This is a genomic window from Streptomyces sp. NPDC127197, from assembly GCF_042672405.1.
GTDB classification, from domain to species: domain Bacteria; phylum Actinomycetota; class Actinomycetes; order Streptomycetales; family Streptomycetaceae; genus Streptomyces; species Streptomyces flavusporus.
The window spans coordinates 1-15,990 of sequence record NZ_JBHXVG010000066.1 but is presented as its reverse complement, the minus strand read 5'-3'; the positions used below and the strand labels follow the sequence as shown (position 1 = coordinate 15,990).

Sequence of the window (15,990 nt, the reverse complement as noted above, 5' to 3'; positions counted from 1 at the left end):
CGGCCTGTTGGGTGCCGTCGGTGACGCGCCACAGTCGGACGGTGCGGTCGTCGCTGGCCGTGGCGAGCAGCGTACCGTCCGGGGAGAACGCACAGCTACACACGGTATCGGTGTGACCGGTCAGCACGGCCTGCTCGGTTCCGTCGGCGACGCGCCACAGCCGCACCGTGCGGTCATGGCCGGCCGTCGTCAGCAGGCTGCCGTCGGGGGAAAAGGCGCAGCCGCGTATCCAGCTGGCATGCCCGGTCAGTACCGCGTGTTCGGTGCCATCGTGAACCCGCCACAGTCGCACCGTACAGTCGTTGCTGGTGGTGGCAAGGAGCACGCCGTCGGGGGAGAAGGCGCAGCCATGTACCCGGGTCGTGTGGCCGGTCAGTACGGCGTGTTCGGTGCCGTCAGCGGTGTGCCAGAGCCGTGCCGTGTGGTCGTGGCTGGTGGTGGCCAGCAGGGTGCCGTCCGGGGAGAAGGCGCATCGGTAGACCCGGGGGTGGCCGGCCAGCACTGCGACAGCGGTGCCGCTTGCCACCTGCCACAGTCGTGTGGTCTGGTCGTGGCTGGTGGTGGCCAGCAGCGCTCCGTCCGGGGAGAACGCGCAGCCATGGACCCGGCCCGTGTGCCCGGGCAGTATCGCTCGTTCGGTGCCATTGTGGATCCACCACAGACGCACGCTGCTGCTGCCCACCCCTACGGTGGCGAGCAGAGTGCCGTCCGGAGAAAATCCACAGCTGTACACCCTGCCCGTGTGGCCGGTCAGCACGGCCTGTTCGGTGCCATCGGCGATGCGCCATAGCCGTGCTGTGTGGTCATTGCTGCTGCTGGCCACCAGGGTGCCGTCCGGGGAGAAAGCACAGCTTGTCACTCCGCCCGTGTGGCCGGACAGTACGGCCTGTTGGGTGCCGTCGGTGACGCGCCACAGTCGGACGGTGCGGTCGTCGCTGGCCGTGGCGAGCAGCGTACCGTCCGGGGAGAACGCACAGTGGTACAACCCGTCGGTGTGGCCGGTCAGCACGGCCTGTTGGGTGCCGTCGGCGACGCGCCACAGCCGCACCGTGCGGTCATGGCCGGCTGTGGCCAGCAGGCTGCCGTCCGGGGAGAAAGCACAGCTGGTTACCGCGTCGGTGTGCCCGGCCAGGACTGCGTGGGTGAGGGCGTCGGTGACGCGCCACAGTCGCACGGTGCGGTCGTCGCTGGCGGTGGCGAGCAGCGCTCCGTCCGGGGAGAACGCGCAGTCCCACACTCCGCCTGTGTGGCTGGTGAGCACGGCCTGTTCGGTGCCATTAGCGACCAGCCAGAGCCGTGCCGTGTGGTCGTGGCTGGTGGTGGCCAGCAGGGTGCCGTCCGGGGAGAACGCACAGCTGGTCACTCCGCCTTGGTGTCCAGCCGAGGATGGCTGGGTCGGGTCGGTTCGATCGGGAAAGGGCCAGGCAGGCTCCAGCCGGGGCCGAGAGAGCGTGGCTCGGTAGCGGTGCAGGGCGGGCTCAAGGTCGCGCAAGCCGTCGAGGCGGCTGGCCAGGGTCGCGCCCAGCGCTTCGGGCGGGTTGATCGGGCCGAGTAGATGGGCATCCTGTTCCAGCGTGCGCCGTAGCGTCTCGGCGGTGGGGGTGCTTGCAAGCGTCAGGTCGGCCATCGCCCCTACCACCGAGCCGAGTCTGCGAGTCTTGGCCTCCACCCAGCGCAAGTCCTCTACGAGGGCGGCCAATTCCTCATCCTCGCCGGCTGCGGCCAGATGCTGTGGCAGGTAGCGCCATAGGTAGTCGGCGTTGGCCGGCAGGGTCCACCACAGCTGCGGCCTGCCCTCGCCACCCTCGGTGCGAGGAGGCAGCAGCCCGGAGGCGGCGGTGGCAAGCCGCTGGTGTACCGCGGCCCGGTCGTCGACGCTGCGGCGAGTGCGCAGGTAGGTGCGGAGCACATCGTGCAGCACCAGGCGCGGCCCGGGCCTGTCCAGTCGGTAGTCGGCGACCAGCCCCAGCCCCGCCAGCTCCTCGCACAGGGCGTCCACTCGGATGCCCGGCCACAGCAGTCCCAGCACCTCCAGGGGGATGTCGACATCCTCAGGGAAGATGGCCAGATCGAGATAGCGGTGCTGGTCGTGCGGTGTCAGCAGCGCCAGGCTGGCCTCAACGGTCGCCGCTACCGCCTTACTGCGCTCGGCCGGGCGCGCTGGATCAAAGGCACCCGGCCCGTCGGCGACCAGGGTGCGCAAGACCTGGTCGGCTGCCTCCCGTATCGGCTGGCCTCGCCCGACCCGGCGACGCAGCACGCCGTTGAGCAGGTTCAAGAGCACCGGCCACCGCCCAGCGACTTGAGCCAAGTGCTCCGCCATCTCCATAGGAAACCCGGTCATCCCGTCGGTAAGCAGGAGCCGGGCCTGATCGGCGGACATCGCGTCCACCGCGATGGTCGGCCCGCCGGGGGGCAGCAGGTCGGGGATGCGGGTGGTCACCAGCCGGGTGCAGGCCCGCCCGCCGAACCGAAACGGCCGTAGTTGCGCCTCCTGCCACACATCGTCGACAACGAGCAGCACCGGCCCCGGCTGTTCATCGAGCAGCCGGCCCAGCTCGGCGCCGGCGGCATCCGGATCGGAGAGCATCGGCCGCTGCCCGCTCAACGCCCAGGCCAGGTCGTTGGCCCGCTCTGCTAGGTCCGCGCCGTGGATCTCCTGCCCCAGAGTCACCCACAACAGGCCGCCGGGATAGCGCCCCGACAGCTCGGAGCGATGGCACACCCAAGTCGCCAGGGTCGTCTTGCCAAACCCCCCAGCGCCACGCAGCCCGGTGGTCATGCCGACCTCGGCCGCCTCGGGCGTTAGCAACGCGGCCATCAGACGACCGGCTAACTCGGGCCGCTCGATCATCCGATCCAATGGTGGCGCCATCCAGGGCCGCTCGTGGTTCCCTAACCCACCCTCACGTCCGTGGCCATAGGCTCGACCTCTACCCAATCCGCCGTGGGGGGCCGCCTGCGGCTCGCGGCCTTCCCGCCATACCTCGATGCCGACCCACGCCGCGACCAGCACCAGCAAACCAGCGCCAACCGACCAGGTCCACCGCGATGTCGCCAAATTGGCCAACACGCCTGCACCGAAACCCAGTAGCGTCGACGCCGCAGCAGCCGTGCTCTGTGCAGACAGTCTTCGTTCCACCCCGCCCCCCAGCCGATACGCGCCCCCACCGGCCGCGGCCTGCCCTCACAACAAGGTATCCAGCGTCACCGGGCTCCTGAACCGCTCTTCCTTGATGACTACGGACGTTGACGGACCGACGCTACGCAGTCGGTGCGAGGATTCACGGATGAGCGGTCACAACCAACTACGGCGCTCAGTCACAGCCAATCACAGCCCTCTCGGATGAATTTCTCCCTCGCGTACGCGGGCGCAGTTCTAAGCGGAGAGCGGGTCTGTACGGGTCAACGGCTCTGGCCCGTAATCGGTGGTAACGAAGGGTGACGGCCGTCGTTGGCATGGTGTGCGCGATGTCAATGAGCTTGTGGGTGTGGTGTTTTCGGGCCTGTCGGCCCTCGTCGTCGAGGGCGTGACGGACGAGGGCGAGGTCATCCGGGTGTCGGCGCGGACCCGGGACGATCCGGTGCCGTGCCCGGTGTGCGGGCAGCCGACGGGGCGGGTGCATGGCTTCCACGGGCGGGTGGTCGCGGACGTGCCGGTGGACGGACGGCGGGTCGTGGCGTCGGTGCGGGTCCGGCGCCTGGTCTGCCCGGTGCTCGGCTGCCTGCGGCAGACGTTCCGCGAGCAGGTTCCCGGCGTCGTGGAGCGCTACCAGCGTCGCACCAACCGCCTGGCCGACCAACTCGGCTCCGTGGTAAAGGAGTTAGCGGGCAGGACGGGCGCCCGCCTCTCCCGTGTACTGGCTTGCGCGATCTCCCGCTCGACCGCCTTGCGCATGCTCATGCGCAACGGCACCGCCGCTGCGCGTCCCACGCGTGCTCGGCATCGATGACTTCGCCCTCAAGCGCCGGCACCGCTACGCCACCGTGATCATCGACGCCGAGACCGGCGAGCGGGTCGACGTCCTGCCTGACCGCACCGCCCGGACCCTGGTCGCGTGGCTGCGCGAGCATCCCGGGGCCGAATACGTCTGCCGCGACGGCTCCGGCTCCTGTGGCGAGGCGATCCGCCAGGCCCTCCCCGAAGCGGTGCAGGTCAGCGACAGGTGGCACCTGTGGAGCAACCTGTGCGGCAAGGTCCTGGCAGAGGTCCGCTCCCACGCCGCCTGCTGGGCGACCGCGGTGAACCCCGCCCGGCCCGGGGGTGTACGCGAGCAGACCACCCGCGAGCGCTGGCAGCGGGTCCACCATCTGCTCGACCAAGGCGTCGGCCTGCTTGAATGCGCCCGCCGCCTCGATGTCGCCCTGAACACCGTCAAGCGGTACGCCCGCATGAAGAGCCCACCGCAGAGCGCCGCGCACCCCGCTACAAGCCCACGCTCGTCGACCCCTACCGCGACCACCTGCGCACGCGCCGCACGGAAGACCCGGCCGTCCCCGTCCTCCAACTCTTCCGGGAAATCAAGGAGCTGGGATACACCGGCAGCCTCAACCTGCTCTACCGCTACATCACCCAGGGCCGCGCCGAGGGCGACAAGCCGGTCACCACCCCGCAGCGTTTCGCCCGCCTCATGCTCACCCGCCCCGAGAACCTGCGCGACAAGGACACCGCACTACTGCGGGAACTCACCGAAACCTGCCCGGAGATGATCGAACTCGCCCGCCTCACCGGCGAGTTCGCTCAGCTACTGACCCCAGCCGAGGGCAACGACGCCAAGCTCACCGACTGGATCACCACAGTTCGCGCCGCCGACCTGTCCCACCTGCACTCCTTTGCGAACGGCCTCGAACTCGACCGCGCCGCCGTCGACACCGGACTCACCCTCCCGTACCACAACGGCCGCACCGAGGGCGTCAACACGCGAACCAAGCGGATCATGAGGCAGATGCACGGCCGAGCCGGGTTCCCCTGCTCCGCCACCGCATCCTCCTCCAGTGATCACTACACGGCGCTACCACCGATTACGGGCCAGAGCCGTTTGCTGGACAGACCCTCGTCGTGGGCGTAGGGGGTGGGGGCGCCGTCGGGTTCGATGCCGTGGGGCCATAGCTTTCCCCATACGGGGTCGGTGTCGTGATAGGGGTAGGCGGCGTCTCCTTGGTCGAGTGCTTCGCGGGCGATGCGGGCTGCTTCTTCGATGTCGCGGGATTCGTATCGGAAGCGGGCGATGTTCGCGAGTGCTGCTGGGTGTCCATAGGTGGCGGCGGCTTCCCAGAGTTCTTCGGCGCGTTCTTTGTCTCCGGCTGCCTCGCGGTGTGCTGCCAGGTTGGCCAGTGTGTTGGTGAGCCCGTATTCGGCGGCGGCTCGCGCGTAGTGTTCCGCCTGCTCGAAGAGGGCCGCTTCTTCTCGCATCATGGCCAGGCGGCTCAGGCAGGCTGGGGCACCATGTGCTGCCGCATGGTGAGCCAGATCCGATGCTTCCACAGTCAGTCCGGCCTCTTCGTGCTGGAGCGCGATGTCGGCCAATGCGTCCGGCTGGCAGCATTCGGCGGCCTCCAGAGCCAGGGCCGCTGCCTGCTCATAGTCGGCTGCTTGGGCGGCGGTGAAGGCGAGGTCTGCCAGGGCCCTGCAGGTCAGATGGTCCGCAGGCCAGCTGATGCTGTCGTCATGCCCGTCGTACGCAGGGGAGCGTACGTCGAGACCGGAGGCGGTCTGGGACCAGGGCAGTTGATGGGCACGTTCGACCAGGAGGCGGGCGTAGCGCAGCCGCCATCGTGCTGAGGCGGCTGACGCCAGAGCGCTGACATCGGTGCGTCGTGGCAGGTGCCGCAGGGCAGCGTCCCAGAAGGAGGCCGGCGGGCATATCTGACCGCGTGTCCGGCGGCCGTGCTGCTCCATGTAGTCGGCCAGTCGGAAGGAGTCCTCGCATTCGCTTCCTGGTCTACGGCGTGTACGCCGCAGTAGGGCTGTGTTGCCGTGGGCAGTGCGCCCCGTATAGGCGAGGGCCTGTTCGAACCAGTCATCGTCCAAGGAGCTGAGCTCTGATGCCGACAGGTATCCCATAGCCGCTTCTTCCAAGAAGGCTGCGGGCAGGTCCATGCCACACCCCAGACGCCGCGCGTCCATAGCGACGTGGAGGAGCGCACGGGCGCCCGCGCGCGCCAGCTCGTACCGGTCCAGCAACACCGGAACACCGGCGAGGAACTGGGTGATGCGGCGGTCGGATGCCCCTGCCAGCGCCTGTGCGAGACGCTCGTCGGTTTGTGCTGCACTGCGAACGGCGACGAGGTCTCGCTCGGTGAAGGCGTCCGGCACGTGGATTTGCCGTCCCGTAAGAAGCTGACGGCTTTGCTCCTGCGGATCTTCGCCTGGCTGAATCGGTAAAGAGGTCAGATGATCCCAGTGCACGGGCCACAGTGTGCCCAGGACGAGGATCGGAGCGCGGTGGGTGTCGGACAGCAGGGTGCGTAGGGCCGCGGCGATCTTTTCCCCGACCTCGGGATGGGCCAGGTAGTGCTGTGCCTCGTTCAGCCAGACCACGGTTTTGGGCCCTACTGCGGCCAGGCCAGCCAGTGCTGCGTCGGCTCGGGTGGGGTCGAAGGGATGCCAGAGCCGCCACTCATCGGCGGCAAGGCTCTGGATGGCTTCCCACGCTGCACGGGTCTTGCCGGTGGAGGATTCGCCTACCAGTACGCATAGCTGGCTCGTGCCGCCCTGTGCGGCACGCACGATGTGCTGCAGATGGGTGTCGTGCTCTCGCTGCACGTAGGCGGGTAACTCACTCTCTTCGGCGGCGACGTGGATCGCGTGATGCACTTCGAGGTCAAGCGGGTGGCACTCGCTGATGAGGCGCGTAACGAGTGTGTTCTGGTCCGTGGCGCTGGCCGACTGAGCGGTAGGCAGGACCGTGATGATGTTGTTGTCACCGGTGATGACCGCGCCGACGTCTCGGCCTGCTGCTACCGAGTCCTTGCTTGCCTGTACCCGGTTGCCTGGGGCTGAAGACCGCTGCCCATCGTTGTCTGGGACGTCGTGATCACGGCGTGGCCACATCGGCGGGGGGCTCACGTACGGTTCCCGTCCCCGGTGATGATCTCACCGATGTCTCCCGCGGCAGCGGTGCTACCGGCTCCTGAGGCACGCACATTGCTGTTCGTAGGCGGACTGGGGTGTGACGCCGTGTGCGGTGTCACCTCGTTGTGATGGCCGACGATGACGCGCCCAACGTGGCCGCCGGACGCCACGGCACCACCGTGGGCCTCTACCGCTTGGCCTCCCGAACCGGCAAGCGCCCATACCGAGATTGTCAAGCCCACAAGGCCAGCGATGGCGCCCATCACGCTGCCAAGCCGATCGGCTACCGCTAGATCCATAAAGATCGCGACTGCCACTAAGCACACTGCCGCGGCCCCGCATACGGCCGCGCACGCGACGAGCGCGTAAGCCCTCCACCCATGCATAGGGCCATCAAACCGAAATCTCGTTCTCAACGTAGCTGCATTAGTGAAACAGGGAGGATATGGCCGAGGGCGGCTCGTTTGCCATGCCAGGCGCCCCGCATCGAAGTGCGGCGGCTGGCCCGCGCTCGGAGAGCCGTCCGGGCCGCGTGCCTTCTACGTCCATCTCATGGCGATGGCGGAGAGCTGTTCGACGCGCTCGGGTGAGAGCGTGGCGGCCCTGCTCCGCTGGTTCCCGATCCATGCCCCCCAGCCGGAGCTCACGCTCCTCCTGGTCCTCGCTGTCGCCGACGCCGATCCGCTCGACACGCTTCCTCGGCACCCGAAGGTGTTCCTCGCGCTCGTAGAACTGGCGGGCGGCGGCGAAGTTCATCGCCCACTTGTCGGCCTGCGTACGGCGCGGCTTCGGCTTCTCGTCCTCGGCCGCGGGCTCGATCCCGAGGACCTGCTCACACATCCACTGCTGCACGGCGGTGAGCTTGTGCCAGCCGAAGCGCACCGCCTTGACCCACCGCCCCAGATCCTCGTCCTGGCGCACAACGTCACCTGGCTCGGTCGGCAGCGCACCGCCCTCCTCCAGGTGCAGCCGGGACAGGTGGAAAGCCCGCTGCCATTCCACCGGCCAGGCCGGGCACCACGACGGGTCGATCTCCTCCAGCTGCTGTCGCCGCTCCTCCGACAAGGCGCCGGCCGCCGACGGAACCGGCAGACCCTCAGCACGCCGCTGCTCGATCTCGGCAGCCTTCCGGGCGGCGGCCCGTGCGTTCTTCAGTCAGATGCCCACCTTTGCCCCCTGGTGGGCGGCGTCAAGCGGGGCGAGGAGGTGGCCGTGTTCGGCGGCCCATCCACGGGCGGCGGCCAGGCCCTCTTTCCGCGGGACGTCGAAGTGCGACCAGAGCATGCCGAGCTTCTCCAGCTGCTCAACACGGTCTTCGTCCGTGTCCCCGCGGGCGTAGAATTTTCGGGCGGCGGCGATCCACTGCCCCAGCGGGGAAGCCATCGAGCGAGGCCGGCCACCCGGCGGCGCGCGCCTGCCTCGCCCTCGGGGGCGCGATACCCGAAACGGGACCCGGAGGTCGCCCACTTCACGGGCGTAGATCACGGCGGCCTCCACACCGTGCCGCCAGTGCTCGTGCTCGGGGTTGAGGACGCGCAGGTTGATGAACGCGGCCAGCTGCGGCGGGGCGCGCGGTGCCGAACTTCAGGAGCGCCTTGGCCGACGCGGACACACCACCGCCTCCCCGCCGCTGCTCCCCTTGTGGGGAGGCGCCGACCGTGGTGGAGATCGGCCGGGCGGTCGGGCTTTGCAGCGGGGCGTCCGTTCCCGAGCAGCTGGGGCAGTGCGAGGAGGAGGGCGCCATCGTCCGTGAACCCGGACGGCACAGCGGTGTCCGGTTCACGTGATACGAGTGGATCAGGCTGGCCGCTGCCCGACTGCCATCAGGTGGGAACTCGCCGCCAGCAGTTCGGGGTAGGGCTCGGCCATGCGTGCCGCGGTCAGCGCCGACTCGAACAGGTCTGTGTCGCGGAAGGACTCGCTGGTGTTCCGCTCGGCCGCCGCGAGCATGGACCAGGCGGGGCCCTCGATGCCGAAGACCTCCGCGCCATCGAATCCCGCGGCGGCCACCTCGTCGCGCAGCTGCTCGCCGCTGTGGAAGTACGCGGCGGTGAAGGCCTTCTTCCCGTCGTGGACCTGGGTGGCGAGGATGTTGCCGATGCTGTCCTGCATGGGTTGCTTGTAGAGGTGCGCGAACGCGGTGTGCTCGAACAGCGACGCGTACCGGTTGATGCCGGCCGCCGCGAGCAGGCCGCCCGGCTTGAGTACGCGGAAGCCCTCGCCGAGGGCCTGGTCGCGGTCGGCGCGGTCGATCAGGTGGTAGAGCGGCCCCAGCATGAGCACGACGTCGTACGAGGCATCCTCGGCCGTGAGCTGGCGCGCGTCCCCGAGTTCCACGGTGGCACCGGTCTGCTTGGCCTGCTCGATGTGCCGGGGGATCGGGTCGACGACATGCACGGTGTAGCCGTCCTGTACGAGCCATCGGGCGTGGGCGCCGGGGCCGCCGCCAACGTCGAGGACCAGGGCCGGCGGCGGGGGGAGGTAGCGGCGCAGCAGTTCCTGCGTGCGTACCATCTCCAGGCGGCCGTCGGCTGTTGTGGTCAGCCGGTCCGCTTCGTCGATGGTCTCGCTGTAGAACCTCACGATCTCCGGTGCTACCTCAGGGCTCGTCATGTGGGCATTGTGGTGGCTCACCGGTGGACCAGTCCAGTGATCGGAAGTGCGCCCTCATGTCGCTGCTGAAGTACGAGCAGATCGCCGAAGATCTGCGGACCCGGATCGCGAACGGCGAGTTCGGCCCCGGCAACCTGCTGCCTTCCGGCCGCGACCTTGCCGAGCAGTGGAGTGTGTCGAGAGCTACTGTTGTCAAGGCCTACGACGTGCTGCGCAATGACGGCCTGGTGGTTGCGCGGCAGGGCGCCGGGTTCACCGTTGTGGAGACGCCGATCGCCCGGCCTGCGGGCGGACGCCGTGCGGGCTCCAGTCGCGTATCGGGCGGCGCACCGTACCGGCGCCTTGGCATCCCGGACCGTACGGTGCCTCCCGCGCGTGTAGCTGATGCGTTGGGATTGAAGCCGGGTGAGCAGGCGCTGCGGCGCCTTCGGCTGGTGCTGCTCGACGATGGAACGCCGCACAGCTTGGTGACTGCCTGGTTCCCGCCGTCGGTCGCGGACGCTGCCCCGCGGCTGGCGATGAAGGGGCCGATCGCCGAGGGCACCACGCACTATGTGCGCCGCCAGACCGGTCGTTCGCCGGTGGAGGGCGTCGACTTGACGACGGTTCGACTGGCCACGGAGGACGAGGCCCAGTTGCTGGAGGTTGAGCAGCCCGCGGCGGTGGCCGTAGTGCTGCACACGGCGTTTGACCAGGATCACCAGGCACTTGTGTGCGAAGAGGGCATTACTGCGTCGCACGTGTTCGAGCAGATCGACAACTACCCGATGCGGTAAGGGAACTGACGCTTCGCTTGACTGGACCGGTCCACCGGTCCAGTCTCTTTGTAGCGCCACGCAGGCTTGCCATGTGTTGCGGCCGCGCCATGCCCGGCTGCCGCAAGACGAACCCCGGCGACCGCTGACACGGCCCCGGGGCGTGGCCAACGCTCAAACCGGAGAGGGAGCGTCGACATGACGAACGGTACCGCCCCACCCCTGAGGCGCCCACAGGGCGCCAAGCTCACGATCGAGGTGTACACGGTCACCCGGGAGGGCGTGGTGACGCCTCCGCGCTCCACGGTGGTCGTGCCGTACGGGTACGAGCCCGCACTCGAAGGGCTCAACACGCAGCTGGCGCCCTGCGCCTGTCCCATCCATCGTGCGGCAGGTACGCGATGAACGCCACGCGCGATGAGACCGAAGCCCCCGCACCGTCTACCAGCCTGATGCGCGCCCAGGCGACCTGGTTCCTCGATCAGCGCACCCTGCCGCGCCACCAGACCGTGAAGGGCTTCGCTCAGGACTTCCACGGCTACCTGGAGCGCCTCATCCCGCAGATCGATTTGCTCGCCGAAGCCCTGCCTCCGGACGACGTTCCGGCGAAGGTGGCACTGTCCGGGGTCGGCGAGGCTCGCAGGCGCCTGGAGGACCCCGAGGCCGCGGGCCTGCTCGGTGAGGTCGATCGCGTGAGGCGGCTCGCCCGGTCCGTCGTGGCCCTGTGCGACCACTACGACGCGCTGACCGGCTTGGCGATGTGCCTGGCCTGCGACAAGCCGATCGAGGCGGGCGACGCATGGGTGCCGTACGACAAGGTCAGCCCCTCCGGCGGCGCTGAACGGTCCGGCAGGATCCACTGTCGCTGCGCCAACAACACGCGCCGCCCTCAACGCTGAGCGGCACCTTGCCCCGGTGTGAAGGGGCCCCACGGCGACCGCAGGGTCAGGGTCGCACCCCGACGCCCCTCCCGTTGGAGTCCCGCAAGTCTCCGACGGGAGGGGGCCCAGGTCTCCCGCCCCGGCCCCCAACCCTGGACAGGTCGAGCGCCGGGTCGGGCCCTCAGTACGGCACGACAACCCCAGAAGGGAAGGTCCATGACCGTCGCTCTCGAACGTCCCGCGAACACCCGTACACGGGATCCGAAGGAACTCCTCAACGCCGTTGCCCCACATATCACGGAGCTGACCGTCAACGTCTTCGACTCCGGCATGAGTCTGTGGGACCGCGAGGTCGCTCTCCTGCTGCGCGACCACACCATGGTGCGTGACATGGCCGAACGGATCCTCGGCAACGCCGTCATGTACACCATCGGCTGCATCGAGCACCCCGAAGTGCACCTGGGCGTCGGCAAGCTCGTCGACATCGGCGTCCACCAACTGATCCTCGACACGCCCGTGTGGTTCGGCATCTGCCGCCTGTACAACGACGGCCGGTACAAGCACCACGCCCCGTTCATCGAGCGCCGCCGCGACGGACTGTGCCTGCGCACCGGCGAGTTCCTGAAGTCCCAGGGCTGGCCCATCGACGAAGAGCTGTGGGCCATCGACGGCGCGGACTGCTCGCCGTGCGACGACAAGGTGCCCGACAGCCACTGACCGATGCCGCTACAGTCGCCCCGCCCTCACGTTCCCCCGGAGGGCGGGGGTGGCCGCGTCCCGACACGACCCAGAGGAACACGCTGTGCCCGTACCGCACGACATCGCAGCCGAGACCGCGCTGTGGGACACCTTCGCCGAGTCCGCCTTCAAGCCCGACGCCGAACCCGCCTTCTGCTGGACCCAGTACGCCGGGCACGGCCCAGGCCCCGAGCTGCTCGGCTCCCCGCGCCGCGTACTGGAGATCGGCTGCGGTACCGGCCGCGCACTCGCCTACCTGGCGCAGAAGGGCATCGAAGCGTACGGCGTCGACCTCTCCCCGGTCATGGTCAAGAAAACCACGGAACGGTGGGCAGACACTGGCACCACGTTCGCCTGCGGCGAGGCCCTGGAATGGCTGGCCGCCTGCGAAGACACCTTCGACGCCATCTACTCGATCTTCGGCGCGGCCTGGTTCACCGACCCGGGACGTCTCTTTCCCCTGGTGCGGGCCCGCCTGATGTCCGGCGGTGTCTTCGTGTTCTCCCAGCCGCCCGCGATCCCCGGCGCCTACGGGCCGCAGGGCATGTACAAGGGCGGCTTCGCCGGCAAGGCCATGTTCACCTACCGCTACAGCTACCGCCCGGCCGTCTGGGAGCGGCTACTGACCCGAGCCGGATTCGCCTCAGCTGAGGCGACTATCCTGGAGCCACCGACACCCGGACACATCGGCACGCTGCTGGTACGCGCCAACGCCTAAACGCCGGTTCGCCGGCCCGCCCGTCCGCTTCCCCGTGGGGGATGGGAGGGGCCTCTCAGTCCACGAGGTCGGACACGCGAACGCTGAGCGCGTCGGCAATCAGCAGGAGATCGATCAGGGTGGGAACGCTTTTGGCCGTCTCGTAGCGGTGGGTGATGTCGCGTATGGCGATGCGCCCGGCGATGAGGCCCGTTGGGCGGTGAGGATCACGGCCAGGTCCGGCATGGGTACGTGGCGGTTGACGTCGATGATGAACCCGAACGGGACTTGGTCGAGTTGCTGCAGGACGAGCGTGGAGGGCAGGTAGCGGTCGCTGATGATGAGCTCGCCGGCGCGCAGTGCGGGGTCTGTCACAGTCTCGGCATGCTCGTAGAGGCCACCCCCGGCATGCAGTACCCACCCTTCTGTCCCGGAGGCGTGCGCGCGCTGGGCAAGCCGCATGATCCGGCGGGAGCCTTCTACCAAGAGGGGTTCGATGTCGTGCGAGAGCAGGCAGCCGCCCGGCGGTGCGAGATCATGTTCACGGGCAGCGGCGGGGACGAAATCAACGCCCACCACTCCAGGACGCAGGCCGAACTGCCGACGCCGGAACCCGTGCCGTGGCTCGGCGACGAAGCAGTCCGAGCGCTCACCGAAGTCAACGAGCACTTGGCCCCCATCCCGGTGCTGCCCGTGCCGACCCTGATGGTGTTCGGGATACACAACCCCGGATTCCTCCGGGCCGGGATCTGGCCGGTGAGCCCGCTTGTGCACCCGCGGATCGTGCGGTTCATGGAGCAGCTACCGCACGAGCACAAGCGCGGCAAGGCGCTGTTTCGCGAGCGGATCCGGCGGGCCGGGCTGCCCGAGTGGGTGGCCGCGCCGGCCGAACCGGAGAACTTCCTGGCCGTCTTGGAGAAGGGCCTGCGGTCCTACGGCTTGCCGGTACTGGACGACATGCTGAAGGAGTCCATCCTGGTGGACGTCGGCTACGTTGACGGGAAGGCGCTCGCCGAGGCGGAGGGACGCTGACGCTGTCCCGGTCGTTCCCGATCTGTTGTGCGATGTGCTCGCCCTGGAGGTCGGACTGCGAAGCCTCATGTGACAGCCCCAACACGGAAGCCGAGCACGTGGAAGCCACAAACCTCCTGTACCGCGATCCGGCGCTTTACGACCTGGTCCAGTCCGACAGTATGGGCGCCGGGATGTGCCAGACCCTGATCGAGCTGCACCGGCCGGACGCCCGGACCCTGGTCGACTTCGGATGTGGTACCGGCCGGGACCTGGAGATCCTGGCCAAGCGCTTCGAGTGCATCGGCGTGGATCTCCAGCCCGGCATGGTTGCCCACGCCCACCAGGCCCGGCCGGAGCTGGACATCCGGACCGGCGACATGCGCACCGTACGACTCGGCAAGCGCATGGACGTAGTGACCTGCATGGGCAACAGCCTCGCCTACGTGCACGACAACGAGGAGATCAGCCAGGTCTTCGCCACCTTCGCGGCCCACGCCCGGCCGGGCGCACTGCTCGTGCTGTGCTCCCCAATCGCCCCGATCACCCGGACCGAGCCGACCACCGCCACTGTGGACACCCCAAGGGGACCTGCGACCGTCACCATCCGACATGAGTGGGACCTGCGGACCCAGATCAACACCATGCACCGCCACTGGATGCTCCCCTCGAACGACGAGGCCCGAGACGAGATCCGCAGGCGCGTTCTGTTCCCCCGCGAGCTGGAGCGCTATGCGGAGGGCGTCGGCTTCGATGTCCTGGACATGCTCGACGGCACAGGGACAGGGCTCACCGGCCCAACCGCGTACACGGTGGCCCGATACACCCGGCGGTGACCAGCGGGGCGGGAAATCGCGCCAGCGCCAGCCACCCGATACCCCTGACGGCAGTAGTGACGGCAACACTGCCAGACTTCCCGCACAACCACGGACACCAGCGGAACCCGAGAAGCACGCTGACCAGCGAAAAAGCAGGTAGAGGGGTGCCGCGTAGCGCACGTACTATGCCTCAGCCGCTACCACCAGTGTCCTCGTACACAACTGCACGACCCCGCTCTACCGTGTCGCACGGCACGAGCACGCAGACGAAGTCACCCTCGGACTGAACCCAGACCGATTCCCCAGGAACGACCTGGATGACGGTACCTACTGCAGTGCCGCATTGGTTCTGCGAGGGTCTGTGGCCCCCGTCAGCCTGATCGGCTGACGGGGGCCGGGCAGTGATGGGTCAGTGCTTGACCAGGACGGTGGCAAGGGGTGACAAGGCGGAGTTGACCTGCGCTGTGTCGAAGGCTGCGGGGTCGAACTCGTCGGCCGAGTCCAGCCCGAGCCATTCCAAGCGGTCTTCGTGTTCTTCGTGGCTGGGGTCGGAAAGGATCTCGATGAGGTATTCGTAGCCCCAGATGCCTCCGCTGTCCTCAGGCGGGCAGGCCCGGCGGCCGGTGAGGCAGCGAGGGTAGGCGAATCCCGGTTCAGGCTCGGTGATGTCTTCGACGAGGATGTCGTGCTCCCAGTCATCGCCGAAGTCGTAGGTGTAAAGCAGTCGGCTGCCGGCGCCGGGGGCCACCTGGCCGAGTCGTTGCGCAGCAGCGCTGCGGATCCCCAGGCCCGGGTCGGGCATGCCGTATCGGTCCCGTCCGGTGTCGAAGGACCACATGTGGTAGTCCTCCCAGCCGAAAGCCGCCTGGATGATGGCGTGCAGTTCCCGCAGGGTGGTGCCTGAGGGCACTTCGAGGCGGCGCCAGATGGGAGGCCGGGAGTCCCGCAAGGTGACCTTGATCTTGTGGATGGTACGGCTCGGTGCCGTCCGTGAGTTCGGCTTCGCGCGCCTGGTGTTCGCCATGACGCCATCCTGCCAGCGCCCCCACTGCCGGCCTCAGGCGAACGGGTTCCGCTCACCGCGACAATGATCAGGCGTTCGCGGACCGGACGGGGAGACGACCCTGTCGCGCGGTGCCTGGTCCGCCACCCTGTAGCCGCCGTCCGCCACACGGCGGCCCCCGCCCGGGGCCGCCCTCTGATCGGCCCCGCTCGTCTGCTTCCCCCGTGGCGGGTGGGCGGGGCCTTCCCGTACCGGGTGCCGTCACCGGTGAGGTTCCCCTCCTACTGTGGAGACCGTGACCGGCGGGATAGTTGGGGGTCATGGCATCCAGGAAGCGCATCTACGACGCTGAGTTCCGCGAGGGAGCGGTACGGATCGTGACGGAGACCGGGAAGCCCA

The 15,990-nt window shown here is 68.6% G+C and carries 15 protein-coding genes and 1 pseudogene; 9 read left to right on the top strand and 7 right to left on the bottom strand.

Going from position 1 to position 15,990, the window contains the following annotated elements; translation table 11 throughout:
* Window positions 1-2,854 (bottom strand): NB-ARC domain-containing protein (locus ACFVJQ_RS43095; RefSeq protein ID WP_385791231.1); only part of this gene is annotated, 2,854 nt, incomplete at its 3' end.
* A 640-nt stretch (window positions 2,855-3,494) separates the two neighbouring features.
* Between ACFVJQ_RS43095 and ACFVJQ_RS43090 the strand changes: the two are divergent.
* Window positions 3,495-4,999: pseudogene (locus ACFVJQ_RS43090) on the top strand (ISL3 family transposase).
* Between the two features lie 3 nt (window positions 5,000-5,002).
* Here the strand turns inward: ACFVJQ_RS43090 and ACFVJQ_RS43085 are convergent.
* The 3 genes from ACFVJQ_RS43085 to ACFVJQ_RS43075 form a co-directional block, all read right to left on the bottom strand.
* Window positions 5,003-7,069 (bottom strand): hypothetical protein, encoded by a 2,067-nt coding sequence (locus ACFVJQ_RS43085; protein WP_385791229.1) that lies wholly within the window; start codon window positions 7,067-7,069, stop codon window positions 5,003-5,005.
* A 432-nt stretch (window positions 7,070-7,501) separates the two neighbouring features.
* Window positions 7,502-8,140 (bottom strand): hypothetical protein, encoded by a 639-nt coding sequence (locus ACFVJQ_RS43080; RefSeq protein WP_385791228.1) that lies wholly within the window; start codon window positions 8,138-8,140, stop codon window positions 7,502-7,504.
* A gap of 90 nt (window positions 8,141-8,230) precedes the next feature.
* Window positions 8,231-8,542, bottom strand: coding sequence for a helicase associated domain-containing protein (locus ACFVJQ_RS43075; RefSeq protein WP_385791251.1), 312 nt, complete (start codon window positions 8,540-8,542; stop codon window positions 8,231-8,233).
* A gap of 191 nt (window positions 8,543-8,733) precedes the next feature.
* Here ACFVJQ_RS43075 and ACFVJQ_RS43070 point away from each other — a divergent pair, with 191 nt between their 5' ends.
* The gene (locus ACFVJQ_RS43070) at window positions 8,734-8,862 is read left to right on the top strand and encodes a hypothetical protein (protein WP_385791226.1); all 129 of its coding nucleotides are present in this window, start codon (window positions 8,734-8,736) and stop codon (window positions 8,860-8,862) included.
* 10 nt (window positions 8,863-8,872) lie between these two features.
* Here ACFVJQ_RS43070 and ACFVJQ_RS43065 read toward each other — a convergent pair whose 3' ends face one another.
* Window positions 8,873-9,688, bottom strand: a complete 816-nt coding sequence (locus ACFVJQ_RS43065; protein ID WP_385791224.1) for a class I SAM-dependent methyltransferase — start codon at window positions 9,686-9,688, stop codon at window positions 8,873-8,875.
* A gap of 56 nt (window positions 9,689-9,744) precedes the next feature.
* Here ACFVJQ_RS43065 and ACFVJQ_RS43060 point away from each other — a divergent pair, with 56 nt between their 5' ends.
* From ACFVJQ_RS43060 to ACFVJQ_RS43040, 5 genes are all read left to right on the top strand, one after another.
* On the top strand, window positions 9,745-10,464 hold the full coding sequence (locus ACFVJQ_RS43060) for a GntR family transcriptional regulator (protein ID WP_385791222.1): 720 nt from the start codon (window positions 9,745-9,747) through the stop codon (window positions 10,462-10,464).
* Window positions 10,465-10,641: 177 nt separating this feature from the next.
* Window positions 10,642-10,848, top strand: a complete 207-nt coding sequence (locus ACFVJQ_RS43055; protein WP_385791221.1) for a hypothetical protein — start codon at window positions 10,642-10,644, stop codon at window positions 10,846-10,848.
* 47 nt (window positions 10,849-10,895) lie between these two features.
* Window positions 10,896-11,342, top strand: a complete 447-nt coding sequence (locus tag ACFVJQ_RS43050) for a DUF6415 family natural product biosynthesis protein (RefSeq protein ID WP_385791219.1) — start codon at window positions 10,896-10,898, stop codon at window positions 11,340-11,342.
* Window positions 11,343-11,540: 198 nt separating this feature from the next.
* A complete protein-coding gene (locus ACFVJQ_RS43045; RefSeq protein ID WP_385791217.1) occupies window positions 11,541-12,041 on the top strand; it encodes a hypothetical protein in 501 nt (166 codons plus the stop codon).
* An 85-nt stretch (window positions 12,042-12,126) separates the two neighbouring features.
* Entirely contained in the window at window positions 12,127-12,780 is a 654-nt protein-coding gene (locus tag ACFVJQ_RS43040) for a class I SAM-dependent methyltransferase (protein WP_385791215.1), read from the top strand.
* A gap of 114 nt (window positions 12,781-12,894) precedes the next feature.
* On the opposite strand, the gene ACFVJQ_RS43035 is transcribed toward ACFVJQ_RS43040, so the two are convergent.
* Window positions 12,895-13,098: a hypothetical protein gene (locus ACFVJQ_RS43035; protein ID WP_385791249.1), complete on the bottom strand. Its 204-nt coding sequence runs from the start codon at window positions 13,096-13,098 to the stop codon at window positions 12,895-12,897.
* On the opposite strand from ACFVJQ_RS43035, the gene ACFVJQ_RS43030 reads away from it, so the two are divergent.
* Both ACFVJQ_RS43030 and ACFVJQ_RS43025 read left to right on the top strand, forming a co-directional pair.
* Window positions 13,012-13,791, top strand: coding sequence for a hypothetical protein (locus tag ACFVJQ_RS43030; protein ID WP_385791253.1), 780 nt, complete (start codon window positions 13,012-13,014; stop codon window positions 13,789-13,791). The two genes, ACFVJQ_RS43035 and ACFVJQ_RS43030, sit on opposite strands and share 87 nt — an antisense overlap.
* Before the next feature lie 98 nt (window positions 13,792-13,889).
* Window positions 13,890-14,606, top strand: coding sequence for a class I SAM-dependent methyltransferase (locus ACFVJQ_RS43025; RefSeq protein WP_385791213.1), 717 nt, complete (start codon window positions 13,890-13,892; stop codon window positions 14,604-14,606).
* A gap of 391 nt (window positions 14,607-14,997) precedes the next feature.
* On the opposite strand, the gene ACFVJQ_RS43020 is transcribed toward ACFVJQ_RS43025, so the two are convergent.
* The gene (locus ACFVJQ_RS43020; RefSeq protein ID WP_385791211.1) at window positions 14,998-15,612 is read right to left on the bottom strand and encodes a plasmid pRiA4b ORF-3 family protein; all 615 of its coding nucleotides are present in this window, start codon (window positions 15,610-15,612) and stop codon (window positions 14,998-15,000) included.
* Window positions 15,613-15,990: the final 378 nt, after the last annotated feature.